The sequence below is a fragment of the Coprococcus sp. LG101-27 genome, from assembly GCF_027695515.1.
Classification (GTDB): Bacteria; Bacillota; Clostridia; order Lachnospirales; family Lachnospiraceae; genus Allocoprococcus; species Allocoprococcus comes.
In genome coordinates, this window is record NZ_JAQEUJ010000017.1 from 23,838 (window position 1) to 38,756 (window position 14,919).

Consider the following 14,919-nt stretch of genomic DNA (forward strand, 5'->3'; position numbering starts at 1 on the left):
GAGAACAATATGAGATTTGATATCATGACGCTTTTTCCGGAGATGGTGATGAACGGTCTGGAAACCAGTATTATCGGAAGAGCCGTGAAGAATAAAATTCTTGAGATTGAAGCCTGGAATATCCGGGACTACGCATTTAACAAGCACAGCAGTGTGGATGATTATCCGTATGGCGGCGGCGCAGGAATGCTGATGCAGGCAGAGCCGGTTTACCAGACCTATCTTGCCATTCAGGAAAAAGCAGCCCTCCCGGAAGGAAAGAGACCACGTGTGATTTATCTTTCCCCGCAGGGGAAGCCGTTTAACCAGAAGATGGCAGAAGATTTTGCGAAAGAAGACGAACTGGTGCTTTTGTGCGGACATTACGAAGGAATCGATGAACGTGTGCTGGAGGAGATCGTAACGGATTATGTGTCAGCCGGCGATTATGTACTGACAGGCGGTGAACTTCCGGCAATGATGATCGTGGATGCGGTATCCCGCCTGATCCCGGGTGTTCTGCATAATGATGTATCTGCCGAATTTGAGAGTTTTCAGGACAATCTCCTGGAATATCCGCAGTATTCCAGACCGGAGATCTGGCACGACAGGCAGGTTCCACCAATCCTTTTATCCGGTCATCATGCCAATGTCGAGAAATGGCGCAGAGAGCAGTCAGTGATCCGTACTGCAAAATGGCGTCCGGACCTTCTGGAAGACGCAGAGCTTACCATGAAAGAAAGAGAACTTGCAGAAGAGATTATAGAAAATCGAGAAAAAGACTTGAAAAATGAAGAATAATGTGTTAATATATAACACGTTGTGATGAAAACAGAGATGGTCCTCTGATACGATAGAAAAGCGTATTAAGAACGTCAAAATATGAAGGAGGTTCACACATGAACGAAATTATTAAGAACATTGAAGCAGCTCAGTTAAAAGAAAATGCTCCGGAATTCCACGTAGGAGATACTGTAAAAGTTTATGGTAAGATCAAAGAAGGAAACCGTGAGAGAATTCAGGTATTCGAAGGTACTGTATTAAAGAGACAGGGCGGCGGAGCAAGAGAAACATTTACAGTAAGAAAGAGCTCTAACGGAATCGGCGTTGAGAAGACATGGCCGCTTCACTCACCAAACGTTGAAAAAGTAGAAGTTGTTCGTAAAGGTAAAGTAAGACGTGCAAAACTGAACTACTTAAGAGATCGTGTAGGTAAGAGAGCAAAAGTTAAAGAATTAGTAAAATAGTAAATGCTTAAAGAGGGACAAATACGACAGGTACTTGTCCCTTTTGCTAATATAGGATATGATAACAGATGAGACATAGAAAAAGAAAAGAACTCAGATTTGACAGAAAGCATAGAAAACATATCAATTTGAAATGGATTCCCGAAGTATTTGGATGGGTATTCCAAATTGTGCTCGTCTGCCTGTGCGCATTTGTGTTTGTGTGGTATTTCGGGCATCAGATCAGTAATATCGGAGAGTCCATGAACCCGGTGATTCGGAATGGGGATGTGGTTTTGGTAAACCGGATCGTATATGATGCCAGTACACCGAAGCGCGGAGACATTATCGTGTTCAAACCAAAGGGGAATGAGAACCTTCATTCCTATATTAAAAGGATTATCGGACTTCCGGGCGAAAGTGTTGAGATCAGGGATGGAGAGATTTATATCAACAACAGAAAGCTGGATGAAAAGTATGAGACTACTGCAATTGCAGATGCAGGTATTGCCAGTGAGAAGATCGTTCTCGGTGGAGATGAGTATTTTGTCCTTGGCGACAACCGGGAGAGCAGTGAAGACAGCCGGATGGCTGATATTGGAAATGTAAAGCGTTCCGAGATTGAAGGGAAAGTATGGTTTATCCTTTCCCCGAAAGACCGTTTCGGACTGCTTGGTAAATAGAAGGAGGAAACTGGATGAATTTTCAATGGTATCCGGGGCATATGACAAAGGCCAAAAGGATGATGCAGGAGAATATCAAACTGATCGATCTTGTGATCGAACTGGTTGATGCAAGAGTTCCGATGAGCAGCCGGAATCCGGACATCGATGAACTTGGAAAGAATAAAGCAAGACTGATCCTGCTCAATAAGGCAGATCTTGCAGATGAGAAGCAGACAGAAGAGTGGATCGGCTATTTCCGTGGAAAAGGATATTCGGCAGTTAAGGTTAATTCCCGTAAAGGCGGTGGGATTAAGTCTATTCAGGGAGTAATCCAGGAAGCATGTAAAGAAAAGACAGAGCGTGACCGTAAGAGAGGGATTCTGAACCGTCCGGTCCGTGCGATGGTAGTCGGAATCCCGAATGTCGGAAAGTCTACTTTTATCAATGCACTTGCCGGAAAAGCCTGTGCAAAGACCGGTAACAAACCGGGTGTGACCAAAGGAAAGCAATGGATCCGTCTAAACAAGAACGTAGAGCTTCTCGATACACCGGGAATTCTCTGGCCGAAGTTTGAGGACCAGCAGGTGGGACTGCGCCTTGCATTTATCGGGTCGATCAAGGATGAGATCATGAATCTGGAAGAGCTTGCGACGGAGCTGATCAGCTTTATGCAGGATGCTTATCCGGGTGTTCTTGCTGAGAAATATACGATCAACGAAAAGCAGAACAGCTACAGTGTATTGGAAGCAATTGCTGAGAGCCGCCATTGTCTGGTGCGTGGGAATGAATTAGATACCGCAAAAGCAGCTGGTATGCTGCTGGATGATTTCCGAAATGGAAGACTCGGAAGGATCACACTTGAATTTGTAAAGGAGTATACAAATGAGTAAGGAAGACAACAAGGAAGAAGCCCCGGAGCAGGAGCAGAGTATATGGAGATCACTGGGAGGAACTCTTCTGTATCTTCTGGTCATTGTTCTGCTGACATGGGTGATCGTCACCTTTGTCGGACAGCGCACAAAAGTAGACGGTCATTCAATGGAGCCGACACTTTCAGACGGAGATAACCTGATCGTGGATAAGCTCAGCTACCGCTTCCGCGATCCGGAAAGATATGATATTATTGTATTCCCTTACCAGCATGCAGAGAATACCTATTATATCAAACGTATCATCGGACTGCCCGGTGAGACTGTGCAGGTGATCGATGGATATATGTATATTAATGGCAAAAAGCTGGATGAACATTATGGTGCAGAGGTGATGGAAGATCCGGGAATTGCAGCAGAGCCGATAAAACTGGGAGACGATGAATATTTTGTCCTGGGAGATAACCGGAATCACAGCTCGGACAGCCGTGTGGCAAGTGTGGGTGTACTTACCCGTGATATGCTGATCGGGCGTGCCTGGGTAAGAATTTATCCGTTCAACAAAATCGGAGTGATAAAGCATGAGTAAAGAAAGTATCAAAGAGATCGACAGCCGTTTAAAAATGGCAGAGGATGCCGAAAGGGAGCAGCTGATGAAGGTCTATGCGCCGGATGACAGAGCCGGTGTGCAAAAGCTTCTGGAAAAGTACAGAAAGCAGAAGGAAAAGCTGCTTGCCGAAAAAGAGCGCCTTGCGAAAATGCGTCAGTACGAAGAAAAATATGCTGACCATGCGTTTATCTGTGGAATTGACGAGGTGGGAAGGGGGCCACTTGCGGGTCCGGTGGTTGCAGGAGCCGTGATCCTGCCCAAAGAGTGCGAGATCCTTTATATAAATGATTCCAAGAAGCTTTCCGCAGCAAAAAGAGATGAGCTTTATGATGAGATCATGGACAAAGCAGTTGCGGTAGGTCTCGGGATGGCTTCCCCTGTAAGGATTGACGAGATCAATATTCTGCAGGCAACTTACGAAGCCATGCGTCAGGCGATTGGCAATTTGAAAGTCAAGCCGGATCTGCTTTTAAATGATGCAGTTACCATTCCGGAGGTTGTGATTCCACAGGTTCCAATCATCAAGGGAGATGCGAAAAGCGTATCCATCGCTGCAGCAAGTATTGTGGCAAAGGTAACAAGAGATCGTCTGATGGAAGAGTATGATAAGGTACTTCCGGGATATGGATTCGCGTCCAACAAAGGTTATGGATCAGCAGAACATATCAAAGCACTTCAGACGCTTGGACCGACACCGATCCACAGAAGAAGTTTTATCGGACACTTCGTATAAAAATCCGTCAGAACAGGTAGAAGATCAGATCCAAAAGGCGATTGGAGAATGAAAAAAACCGGCGAAGGACCGGTACAAAATATGAAAAAATAGCAGGTGAATTTCTGGAAAAGCAAGGATATCGGATACTGGAGTATAATTTCCGCTGCCGTTATGCGGAGATTGACATTGTTGCAAAAGACGGAGAATATTTGGTCTTTTGTGAGGTGAAATTTCGCAAAACAGGAGGGCTTTCGGCTGCTCTGGAGGCGGTATCTGTGCCCAAACAGATGCGCCTGTCCGGAGCGGCCGTTTATTATCTGATGAAGAACGGCTGCACAGAGATACCATGCCGCTTCGATGTAATAGGAATCGCGGGGAATAAGATTTCTTTGCGGAAAAATGCATTTGAGTACTGTGGAGATTTTGGAATTGTATGAGTTATGATACCGGGGACAGGCAGATGGCTGCCTGCAGATATCACAATACGGGAGAGTACAGATGAAAATAGGATTAAAATATAAAAACGAGGAGCATATCTTTGACGAATGCATAAGTGCTGGCGTACCATTTCTCAAATATCCGATCCTTGAAAAGGAAGGACTTGTAGAACATGGAATTTCGACCAGACTTGGAGGAGTGAGTGAAGGTTTCCTGGGAAGCATGAACCTGAGCTATACCAGAGGGGATGATCCCGCGCATGTGGACGAGAATTACAGAAGAATGGCAGCTGCAATCGGCGTGAAGCCGGAGCATATGGTCTGCACGCATCAGACCCATACGACGAACGTACGGATCGTGACAAGAGAAGATGCCGGCAAAGGTGTTACAAGAGAAAAAGATTACACAGATGTAGATGGACTGATCACAAATGTACCGGGGATCTGTCTGGTGACATTTTACGCGGACTGTGTACCGCTTCTGTTTCTGGATCCGGTGAAAAAGGTGGTAGCATCCAGCCATTCCGGCTGGAGAGGCACTGTGAACCGGATGGGACAGGTGACGGTTGAAAAGATGCAGAAAGAATTCGGTTGTGATCCAAAGAATATCCTTGCCTGTGTGGGACCGTCCATCTGTCAGGAATGCTATGAAGTCAGTGAAGATGTGATCGATATGTTCCGCGCAAATTTCAGAGAGTCTGAATATGACCGTCTGTTCTATGCCAAGGAGAATGGAAAGTTCCAGCTGGATCTCTGGAAGGCAAATGAACTGGTTCTCACAGATGCAGGGATCAGACCGGAACATCTGGCGGTTACTAATGTGTGTACCTGTTGCAACCCGGAGCTTTTATTTTCCCATCGCGCATCCAAAGGAAAGAGGGGGAATCTTGCAGCATTTATTGCACTGAAGGAGGGATAAAACATGCTTTTGACACAGACAGCCGCAGGAAGTGAGGTAGAGGAGACCGTGCAGGATACGGTGGATACAATCACCGGATTTAACAAATTCATTCAGGAGAAAGGTCCGGACCTGATTGCGTTTGGAATCCGGATTCTGATGGCGCTGCTCATATTCATCATCTGCCATAAGGTGATCAACTGGATCCGCAAGATTACGCGGGCATCCATGGAACGCGCCAATTCGGATACCGGTGCAAGACAGTTTGTGGATTCTCTGTTGAAATACGGACTTCATATTCTGCTGTTTCTGGCAATTATCAATTCGCTCGGTGTAGAATCTGCATCGATTGCAGCAACGGTTGCATCGGCAGGCGTGGCAGTTGGTCTTGCCCTGCAGGGAAGCCTTTCCAACCTTGCCGGTGGGATGCTGATTTTATTTTTGAAGCCTTTTGTTGTCGGGGATTATATTATAGAAGACAGCCATGGCAATGAAGGAACGGTCAAAGAGATCCAGATTTTCTACACTAAGCTTGCCACCATTGACAACAAGACGATCATTGTGCCGAATGGAACACTTGCCAACACAAGCCTTACCAATGTGACGGACAAAGATTACCGTCAGCTGGATCTGAAGGTGGATATTGCATATGAAGCGGATCTGCGCCTTGCCAAGAAACTGCTGCAGGGACTTGTAAAAAATGATCCGTCCGTTATCCAGAGTATGGAACATAATGTCTTTGTAAATGAGCTTGGGAGCAGTTCAGTGGTGCTTGGTGTCCGTGCATGGGTAAAAAGTGAAGAGTATTGGCCGACAAGATGGCGGATGCTGGAAAATATCAAGTTGACACTGGATGAAAATCATATTGATATTCCATATCAGCAGATCACTGTCCATCAGGCACATATGGAGTTGGAAAAGTAGAGCTTTGTATCTGAAAAAAGACAGATATAAAAAATGTATCTGGTAAAATACAAGCGGGGAAATTGACAAAATAATCACAAATAAGTATAATATGTTGTCAGGGTTAAAAGACAAAACACCCTATGTTTTGAAATGATGGAGTAGTTTCTGACATCATAAATCAGGAGAACGATAAGATGAGAGTCATAGCAGGGAAAGCCAGAAGAATACCACTTGTGACGGTAAAAGGAATGGAGACACGTCCGACAACCGACAGAACCAAAGAAACCTTATTCAATATGATCGCACACGGACTTTGCGACTGTACATTTCTGGATCTTTTTTCCGGAAGCGGGGCAATCGGGATTGAGGCGATCAGCCGAGGTGTAAAAAAGGCGGTTTTTGTGGAAAACAATCCGAATGCAATCCAGTGCATTATGGAGAATCTGAAAAAGACACAGCTTGCAGACCAGGCGGAAGTAATCCGGGAGGATGTATTTTCGGCACTTCGCAGGCTGGATGGAAGAGAAAAATTCGATTATGTGTTTATGGATCCACCGTACAACCATATGCTGGAAAAAGAGGTGCTTACTTATCTTGCAAAATCAGACTTGCTGGAAAAGGATGCACTGATCATCGTGGAAGCATCTTTGGCGACTGATTTTTCTTATTTGGAGGAACTTGGTTTTTTAATGATCAAACAAAAGAAATACAAGACTAATATGCATGTATTTATATCTGTGGAGGAGTAGACTCATGATAAGAGCGATTTATCCGGGAAGCTTTGACCCGGTAACTTTCGGACATCTGGATATTATTACCCGGAGCAGTAAAATTGTAGACGAACTTATAATCGGAGTATTGATGAATAAAGCAAAAACCCCGTTGTTTTCTGTAGAAGAACGTGTTAAAATGTTAAAGGAAGTGACAAAAGATCTCGGTAATGTGAAAGTAGTGCCTTTCGACGGGCTGCTTGTAGAATTTGCAAGACAGCAAAAGGCACGTCTTGTGATTCGCGGACTGCGTGCGATCACAGATTTTGAATATGAGATCCAGATGTCACAGACGAATCATAAGCTTGAACCGGAAGTAGAAACCATGTTCCTTACAACCAATCTCAAGTATTCTTACCTTAGCTCTACAATCGTAAGAGAAGTCGCAGCTTTCGGAGGGGATATTTCCCAGTTCGTGCCGGAGACTGTCGCCAAAAGTATAAAAGAAAAGATGTCACAGTAGGTCTGTGACAAGAAGGAGAGTGCAAAATTATGAGCAGCCGTATTGAGCAGATTATTGAAGAAATTGAAGAGTACATTGACAGCTGTAAGTTTCAGCCATTATCAACTACAAAGATTATCGTGAATAAAGACCAGATCGATGAACTTCTCCGTGAACTTCGTATGAAGACACCTGATGAGATCAAGCGTTATCAGAAGATCATTGCGAACAAGGATGCGATCCTTGCGGATGCACAACAGAAAGCAGAAAGCATGATTGAAGAAGCACATGCACAGACAAGTGAACTGGTAAGCGAGCATGAGATCATGCAGCAGGCATACGCACAGGCAAACGAGATCGTTATGGCAGCAACAGACCAGGCACAGCAGATTCTGGATAATGCGACTAATGATGCCAACGATATCCGTATCGGGGCAGTGCAGTATACAGATGATCTTCTTGCCAATGCTGAAAGCATCATCGGTCATACACTGAACAGTTACACAAGCAAGTATGACAGTCTGGTAACATCCCTTCAGGAATGTTATGATGTTGTCCGTAACAACCGTGCAGAACTGGAAGTTCCGGATAAGTCCTCACGCGGACTGGAAGCAGAATTCGGCGGAGAAGCCGGACAGACGGACCAGGGACAGAGAGAATAAGTTCTTTATCCGAACAATTTCATATAGCAAAAAGCGAACAGGCTGGTTACCATTGCGGTAATCAGCTTTTCTGCTATATAGCGAGGAAAAGACCAGTTCTGGGATCGGATCATGCATTTTGTCTGGAAAAGCGCGCAGACTCCTCCAAAAGAACAGTGCGCCATAACGAGAAGAAACCGCTGTTCAGAAGTAAGGTCCAGCTGACAGAGCATGCGGATTCCCCCGGTCAGTTCCACTCCGGGAAGAAGCAACAATTTCCAGAAGAAATTCTGAAAGGAAAGTTTTGCCATAAAAGAAATGAGCACTGAAAAAACGATCATATATCCGCCGATTTTCGTGATGGAATCACATGCTGACAGAATACTTTCGTCAAGAGCCTCGGAAAAAGGAAGAAATTGTCTGGGATCAGCCTGTTCTTCTACGACCGCAAAAGGATTCCGCGGCAGATACCATCTGCGGAACAAAAAGGAGCAGCACAGTGCGGCAAGGATAGGAAAAAGCAGACAGATCTGCGCCATTTCAGGCTGCTTGAGGCTCTGTACCGCCACATACCCGGTCAGAAACGCAGGACTGACATTGTTACAGAAGGAAAGTAGGTATTCTCCTTCGGCAGAAGAAATTTTCCCTTTATCAGTCAGGTCAGAGCAGGATTTTGCCCCTACTGGAAAGCCACAGAGAAATCCACAGACCACCGAAAAAGAAGCATTTTCAGAAATGCCAAGAAAAGGCTTCAGAATTGGAGAAAGGGTATGGTTGATCAGGGAAATGCTCTCTGTGCGGATCATAAGACCGGTTATAAGAAGAAAAGGAAAGAGCACCGGAAGCACCTGCCTATACCAGAGCAGCAGTCCGTTTGCGGCACCTGTGGCAACGGTTTCCGGGGAAAAAAGCATCAGAAGGAAAAGTCCGATCAGAAAAAACACAGACAGTTTTTTTGTTTTCATCGTGTATACCTGCCGTATTCTTTTGCAATAGTTTATGAAAAAACGCAGACAGATATACCGGGGCACATGTGCATAGAAGAGATTCAGTGTGAATAGAATAAAAGAAAAATGGAGAAATCTTGAAAAAAAGACTGGAACGCAGATCGCTTCTGCTCCTTTTTTTATTGCTGATTTTTTGCGTGGCAGCAAGCATACAGATCAACGAGAAAGCTAAAAAAAACCGATTGAACCTAAAAACAGGAAGCACAGAAGAATTCAGAAAGCTTGGGATGGAGGAGGCGTTTTTCCAGGTTCTTGCGAAGACAGATCATGAAAAAAGAGGAAGACTTTATGCCATTTATTTTCTGGAAAACAGCCTGTTTCCACAGGATAACGAAAAAGAGCTATTTGAAAAATGGTCGGAAAAAGAAGAGTGGAAATCTTTTGAAAAGATCTGTACAGCTCTTTGGAATGATATCCGCTATTTTCCTGTTCCGGAATCACCGAAACATCCACAGTATCAGGTATCTTTTGTGGACAGCTGGATGGGAGAGCGCACCTACGGAGGAAAAAGGGGACATGAAGGCTGTGATCTGATGGCATCGAAAGATATCCCCGGTCTCTATCCGGTTGTGAGTATGACAGATGGGGTAGTATCGGCAAGAGGCTGGCTGGAAAAGGGAGGATACAGGATCGGGATTACCGCACCGTCCGGTGCATATTTCTATTATGCACATCTGGACTCTTATGGAAGTTATCAGGAGGGGGACGAGGTGAAGGCAGGGGATATCATTGGATTTATGGGAAATACCGGATATGGTCCAGAGGGGACGAAAGGGATGTTTGCCACGCATCTGCATCTGGGGATTTATCTCTATCCGGACGGCGAAGAAACCAGTTACAATCCCTATTGGATTTTAAGACTTGCCGGGGAGAAAAAACTTTCCTGTTCTTTCTAACTATGCTATACTTAAATGATATGGAGGACGAAAGAATGATAAATTTACCAAATGAATTTGAAGAGAAGATGAAGGCACTCCTCGGAGATGAATTTGAGGATTATATAAAATGTTATGACGAGCCGAGATATTACGGACTTCGTGTGAATACGGAGAAGATTTCTGTGGAGGATTTTGTGAAGATCTGTCCGTTTGAGATCACACCGATCCCGTGGATCGACAACGGTTTTTACTATGATGGAGAAAAGATATCTCCTGCGAAGCATCCGTATTATTTTGCAGGACTTTACTACCTGCAGGAGCCGAGTGCGATGACACCGGCGAACCGTCTTCCGGTAGAACCGGGGGACCGGGTACTGGATGTCTGTGCCGCACCCGGTGGAAAGGCAACCGAGCTTGGAGCGAAGCTTCAGAACGAAGGTGTTCTGGTCGCAAATGATATCAGCAGCTCCAGAGCAAGAGGACTCTTAAAGAATCTGGAAGTTTTCGGAATCGGCAATATGCTGGTCATGAGTGAAGAACCTGGACGACTGGAACGCTATTTCAGCGGTTATTTTGACAAGATCCTGATCGATGCGCCGTGTTCCGGGGAAGGGATGTTCCGTAAGGATAAGAAGATGGTACGCGCCTGGGAAGAACATGGACCGGAATTTTTCTCGAAGCTGCAGAGAAGCATTATCACCCAGGCGGCAAGAATGTTAAAGCCGGGTGGCATGATGTTGTATTCAACCTGTACGTTTGATCCACTGGAGAATGAGGGGACGATTGAATATCTGCTCGGTGAATATCCGGAATTCGAGATTCAGGAAATCGCAGGATATGAAGGATTTGCACCGGGCAGGCCGGAAGTAACCAAGTCAAAGGATCCGGATTTTGCTAAGACTGTCCGTATTTTTCCACATCATATGAAAGGGGAGGGACATTACCTCGCACTGCTGAAAAAGAGTGAGGATGCAATCTGCCCGTCTTCCCCGGTCGCAGAGCAGAAAGCGAAGAAAATCCCGGCAGAGCTGGAGGAATTCTTCCGTGATGTAAAGTGGGATCTGAAGCCGTGGAGACTGGATATCCATGGAGAGCGCGTGTACTATATGCCGGAGAATCTTCCGGAACTGAAAGGCGCAAGATTTTTAAGAAGCGGACTGCTCCTTGGCGAACTGAAGAAAAAGCGTTTTGAACCGAGCCAGGCACTGGCGATGAACCTGAAAATGGAAGAGTACGCGCATACTTTGAACTTGTCTTCTGATGATAACCGACTGATGCGTTATCTGAAAGGTGAGACAATCGATGTGGAGGATCTGATTCCGGCTAAGGCAAAAGGCTGGCATCTGGTCTGTACAGACGGTTTCCCGCTTGGATGGGGAAAAGTCACGAACGGAACTTTGAAGAACAAATATCTGCCTGGATGGAGGAATCAGTCTGCATGATGCGCATAGACAAATATCTTGCCGAGATGGGGCAGGGAACCAGAAGTGAAATCAAAAAACTGATCCGCAGCGGACGTGTTATGGTTGATGGAGAGACGGTGAAAAAACCGGAACTTAAAATCGATGAGACCACACAGAAAGTAAGTCTTGACGGAAAACAGATTGGATACGCTAAAAAAGAGTATTATATGCTCCATAAACCGGCAGGTGTTATTTCCGCAACAAGAGATGACCGGGACAAGACAGTTCTGGATCTGATCACAGATAAAAAAAGAAATGATCTGTTCCCGGTAGGACGTCTGGATAAGGACACGGAAGGACTTCTTCTGATCACCAATGACGGAGAACTGGCACACCGCCTGCTTTCCCCAAAAAAGCATGTGGATAAGGTGTATTATGCGAAAGTACAGGGAAAGGTAGATGAATCTGATGTGAAAGCATTTGCAGATGGAGTGGATATCGGAGACGATACGCCGGTTAAAAGCGCAGATCTTCGAATCCTGAAAAGTGGGGAAGAGTCGGAAATCGAGCTTACGATCACTGAAGGACGTTTCCATCAGGTGAAGCGGATGTTTCATGCAGTCGGCAAAGAGGTAATCTATCTGAAGCGGCTTTCTATGGGAAGCCTTGCTCTGGATAAGACACTTACAAAGGGAGAATACCGGTCACTGACCGAAGAGGAGATAAAAAAATTATGTTAGAGCATACTAAAGCTGTCATTTTTGATCTGGATGGGACTCTGGTAGATTCCATGTGGGTGTGGACAGCGATAGATGAAGATTATATCAGAAAATATCATCTGAATCCGCCGGAAGATTTTCATGAGGCAATGGAAGGGATGAGCTATACCGAGACAGCGCAGTACTTTTTGAAGATTTTTCCGGAGCTTCCGCATACTGTGGAGGAGATCAAAAAAGAATGGTATGATATGTCTGTGGATAAATATACAAAAGAGGTCACACTAAAGCCAGGGGTAAAGGAATTTCTGGAGATGCTGAAAGAGAAAGAGATCCGGACAGGAATCGCAACCAGCAATGACCGGAAACTGGTGGAAGAATTTTTAAAGGCAAGGCAGATCACCCATCTTTTCGATACGATCTGTACAAGCTGCGAAGTGAATAAAGGGAAACCGGCACCGGATGTTTATCTGAAGGCGGCTGGGCAGCTGGGTGCGGAGCCTTCTGCTTGTCTGGTATTTGAAGATGTTCCGATGGGAATCCTCGCCGGGAAAAATGCAGGAATGCGTGTGTGCGCGGTGGACGACTGGTTTTCACGCCCACAGGATGCGAAAAAGCGGGAACTTGCCGACTATTTTATTCACAGCTATGAAGACATTACCAATCAGACATACGAGGTATTATAATGAATCATGGATTTTTACCGATCAGCAGGAAAGAGATGGAAGAGCGAGGGTGGAATCAGGTAGACTTTGTCTATGTAAGCGGAGATGCCTATGTAGACCACCCGTCTTTTGGACATGCGATCATCACCCGCCTTTTAGAGGCACATGGCTTCCGCGTGGGGATCATTGCACAGCCTGACTGGAAGGATAAAGAAAGTATTACAGAATTTGGAGAGCCGCGGCTTGGATTTATGGTGTCGGCGGGAAATATGGATTCCATGGTCAACCATTATTCTGTATCAAAGAAAAGACGGCAGCAGGATTCTTATACACCGGGCGGAGTGATGGGAAAGAGACCGGATTATGCAGCAGTTGTGTACGGCAATCTGATCCGTCAGACATATAAGAAGACACCAATCATTCTGGGTGGTATCGAGGCGAGTCTTAGAAGACTTGCACATTATGATTACTGGTCCAACCAGCTTAAGCGTTCCATTCTTCTGGATTCGGGTGCAGACCTGGTTTCTTATGGAATGGGCGAACGCTCGATCATTGAGATTGCAGAGGCACTGGATGCCGGACTGGATATCAAGGACATTACTTATATCGATGGAACGGTCTGCAAGGTCAAGAATCTGGACAGTGTGTATGATGCAGAGATTCTGGAACCGTATGAAGAGATGAAAAAAGATAAGCTTCTGTACGCCAAAAGCTTTTACAGACAGTACTGCAACACAGATCCATTTTCCGGAAAGCGGCTGGTTGAGCCCTATTCAGATCATCTGTATGTGGTACAGAACCCTCCGGCAAAACCGCTGACCCAGCAGGAGATGGATGATGTCTACGCACTTCCTTACATGCGGACCTACCATCCATCTTATGAGACGGCAGGTGGAGTTCCGGCAATCCGGGAGATCAAATTCAGTCTGATCAGCAACAGGGGATGTTTTGGAGGCTGCAGTTTTTGTGCACTGACATTCCATCAGGGAAGAATCATTCAGACACGAAGTAAGGAATCACTGATCGCTGAAGCAAAGACATTTCCGGAGGATCCGGAATTCAAAGGATATATTCATGATGTAGGCGGACCGACCGCGAACTTCCGTGCACCGGCATGTAAGAAACAGTTAAAATACGGGGCATGTACGAACAAACAGTGTCTTTTTCCAAAGCCGTGTAAAAATCTGATCGCAGATCATAAAGAATACTTAAGCATTCTCAGGGATCTCAGAAAGATACCTGGAGTCAAAAAAGTATTTATCCGTTCCGGTATCCGGTTTGACTATCTGCTGGCGGATCCGGATGACACGTTTTTCAAAGAACTGTGTCAGTATCATGTCAGCGGTCAGCTGAAAGTTGCACCGGAGCATGTAGCAGACCCGGTTCTTCAGATGATGGGCAAGCCGGAAAATGCGGTTTATGAACGTTTTACCCACAAATACGAAGAGATCAATAAAAGGCTAGGACTTAAACAGTACCTGGTTCCGTATCTGATGTCGTCCCATCCGGGTTCTACTATGAAAGAAGCGGTAAAGCTTGCCGAATACCTGCGGGATCTCGGTTATATGCCGGAGCAGGTACAGGATTTCTACCCGACACCGTCTACGATTTCCACTTGTATGTATTATACCGGTGTAGATCCGCGGACGATGAAGCCGGTGTATGTGCCGAAGAATCCGCATGAAAAAGCGATGCAGAGAGCACTGATCCAGTACCGGAACCCGAAAAATTATGATCTGGTCATGGAGGCACTGCGAATTGCGGACCGTATGGATCTGGTAGGCTTCGATGAAAAATGTCTGATCCGTCCGAGAAAGCTTCATTCGGAAAAAACGCAGGAGAAGAATGGATACAGCGGAAAAAACCATGGCGGAACTCATGGCGGTACGGACCGAAAGAGCAAAAACCCGAATGGAAATAACAAAAATCCAGGAAAGACAAACGGAAATTATAAAAATTCAAATGCAGGGCATAAGAATACAAAGCCTGCATCTACAGGAAACGGCAGAGGCGAGTCCTCATCAAGACCGCAGAAAAAGAAATCCATCCGTAATGTACACAAACGGAAGTAGTCACAGGAGAAAGGAGAACC

Annotated in this window: 18 protein-coding genes; 17 read left to right on the plus strand and 1 reads right to left on the minus strand. The window is 45.5% G+C overall.

Translation table 11 applies throughout. The features are described 5' to 3' along the window. Window positions 1-9 precede the first annotated feature (9 nt). The 12 genes from trmD (at window position 10) to PG766_RS11840 (ending at window position 8,179) form a co-directional block, all read left to right on the plus strand. The gene (gene trmD / locus PG766_RS11785; RefSeq protein ID WP_055157163.1) at window positions 10-780 is read left to right on the plus strand and encodes a tRNA (guanosine(37)-N1)-methyltransferase TrmD; all 771 of its coding nucleotides are present in this window, start codon (window positions 10-12) and stop codon (window positions 778-780) included. A 98-nt stretch (window positions 781-878) separates the two neighbouring features. Beyond that, entirely contained in the window at window positions 879-1,226 is a 348-nt protein-coding gene (rplS, locus tag PG766_RS11790; protein ID WP_008370594.1) for a 50S ribosomal protein L19, read from the plus strand. Window positions 1,227-1,294: 68 nt separating this feature from the next. After that, window positions 1,295-1,888, plus strand: coding sequence for a signal peptidase I (gene lepB / locus PG766_RS11795; protein ID WP_118199170.1), 594 nt, complete (start codon window positions 1,295-1,297; stop codon window positions 1,886-1,888). 14 nt (window positions 1,889-1,902) lie between these two features. Beyond that, complete coding sequence (ylqF, locus tag PG766_RS11800; RefSeq protein ID WP_118199171.1) at window positions 1,903-2,760, plus strand: ribosome biogenesis GTPase YlqF; 858 nt, start codon at window positions 1,903-1,905, stop codon at window positions 2,758-2,760. Next, window positions 2,753-3,328, plus strand: coding sequence for a signal peptidase I (gene lepB / locus PG766_RS11805; RefSeq protein ID WP_008370589.1), 576 nt, complete (start codon window positions 2,753-2,755; stop codon window positions 3,326-3,328). The genes ylqF and lepB (PG766_RS11805) overlap by 8 nt, the downstream gene beginning before the upstream one ends. Continuing rightward, window positions 3,321-4,082, plus strand: coding sequence for a ribonuclease HII (locus PG766_RS11810; RefSeq protein ID WP_118199172.1), 762 nt, complete (start codon window positions 3,321-3,323; stop codon window positions 4,080-4,082). The genes lepB (PG766_RS11805) and PG766_RS11810 overlap by 8 nt, the downstream gene beginning before the upstream one ends. 41 nt (window positions 4,083-4,123) lie before the next feature. Continuing rightward, on the plus strand, window positions 4,124-4,501 hold the full coding sequence (locus PG766_RS11815) for a YraN family protein (RefSeq protein ID WP_022220621.1): 378 nt from the start codon (window positions 4,124-4,126) through the stop codon (window positions 4,499-4,501). Window positions 4,502-4,562: 61 nt separating this feature from the next. After that, entirely contained in the window at window positions 4,563-5,420 is an 858-nt protein-coding gene (gene pgeF / locus PG766_RS11820; protein WP_118199173.1) for a peptidoglycan editing factor PgeF, read from the plus strand. A gap of 3 nt (window positions 5,421-5,423) precedes the next feature. Next, window positions 5,424-6,323 carry a mechanosensitive ion channel family protein gene (locus PG766_RS11825; RefSeq protein WP_118199174.1) on the plus strand — a complete coding sequence of 300 codons (900 nt, stop codon included), beginning with the start codon at window positions 5,424-5,426 and terminating at the stop codon, window positions 6,321-6,323. Between the two features lie 155 nt (window positions 6,324-6,478). Then, entirely contained in the window at window positions 6,479-7,054 is a 576-nt protein-coding gene (rsmD, locus tag PG766_RS11830) for a 16S rRNA (guanine(966)-N(2))-methyltransferase RsmD (RefSeq protein ID WP_270223227.1), read from the plus strand. Between the two features lie 4 nt (window positions 7,055-7,058). After that, window positions 7,059-7,538 (plus strand): pantetheine-phosphate adenylyltransferase, encoded by a 480-nt coding sequence (coaD, locus tag PG766_RS11835; RefSeq protein WP_008370580.1) that lies wholly within the window; start codon window positions 7,059-7,061, stop codon window positions 7,536-7,538. A 29-nt stretch (window positions 7,539-7,567) separates the two neighbouring features. After that, window positions 7,568-8,179 carry a hypothetical protein gene (locus PG766_RS11840; RefSeq protein ID WP_008370579.1) on the plus strand — a complete coding sequence of 204 codons (612 nt, stop codon included), beginning with the start codon at window positions 7,568-7,570 and terminating at the stop codon, window positions 8,177-8,179. Window positions 8,180-8,184: 5 nt separating this feature from the next. Here PG766_RS11840 and PG766_RS11845 read toward each other — a convergent pair whose 3' ends face one another. Continuing rightward, window positions 8,185-9,123, minus strand: a complete 939-nt coding sequence (locus tag PG766_RS11845) for a nucleoside recognition domain-containing protein (protein WP_117834730.1) — start codon at window positions 9,121-9,123, stop codon at window positions 8,185-8,187. Between the two features lie 119 nt (window positions 9,124-9,242). Here PG766_RS11845 and PG766_RS11850 point away from each other — a divergent pair, with 119 nt between their 5' ends. From PG766_RS11850 to PG766_RS11870, 5 genes are read left to right on the plus strand one after another with little or no spacing between them, the layout of a single operon-like run. Beyond that, window positions 9,243-10,061: a M23 family metallopeptidase gene (locus tag PG766_RS11850; RefSeq protein WP_022220617.1), complete on the plus strand. Its 819-nt coding sequence runs from the start codon at window positions 9,243-9,245 to the stop codon at window positions 10,059-10,061. A gap of 38 nt (window positions 10,062-10,099) precedes the next feature. Further along, window positions 10,100-11,485: an RsmF rRNA methyltransferase first C-terminal domain-containing protein gene (locus PG766_RS11855; RefSeq protein ID WP_117834778.1), complete on the plus strand. Its 1,386-nt coding sequence runs from the start codon at window positions 10,100-10,102 to the stop codon at window positions 11,483-11,485. Next, window positions 11,482-12,186, plus strand: a complete 705-nt coding sequence (locus PG766_RS11860) for a pseudouridine synthase (protein WP_118199176.1) — start codon at window positions 11,482-11,484, stop codon at window positions 12,184-12,186. The genes PG766_RS11855 and PG766_RS11860 overlap by 4 nt, the downstream gene beginning before the upstream one ends. Next, window positions 12,180-12,848 carry an HAD family hydrolase gene (locus PG766_RS11865; RefSeq protein ID WP_117834732.1) on the plus strand — a complete coding sequence of 223 codons (669 nt, stop codon included), beginning with the start codon at window positions 12,180-12,182 and terminating at the stop codon, window positions 12,846-12,848. The genes PG766_RS11860 and PG766_RS11865 overlap by 7 nt, the downstream gene beginning before the upstream one ends. Next, complete coding sequence (locus PG766_RS11870) at window positions 12,848-14,899, plus strand: YgiQ family radical SAM protein (RefSeq protein WP_118199177.1); 2,052 nt, start codon at window positions 12,848-12,850, stop codon at window positions 14,897-14,899. Before PG766_RS11865 ends, PG766_RS11870 begins: the two co-directional genes overlap by 1 nt. Window positions 14,900-14,919: the final 20 nt, after the last annotated feature.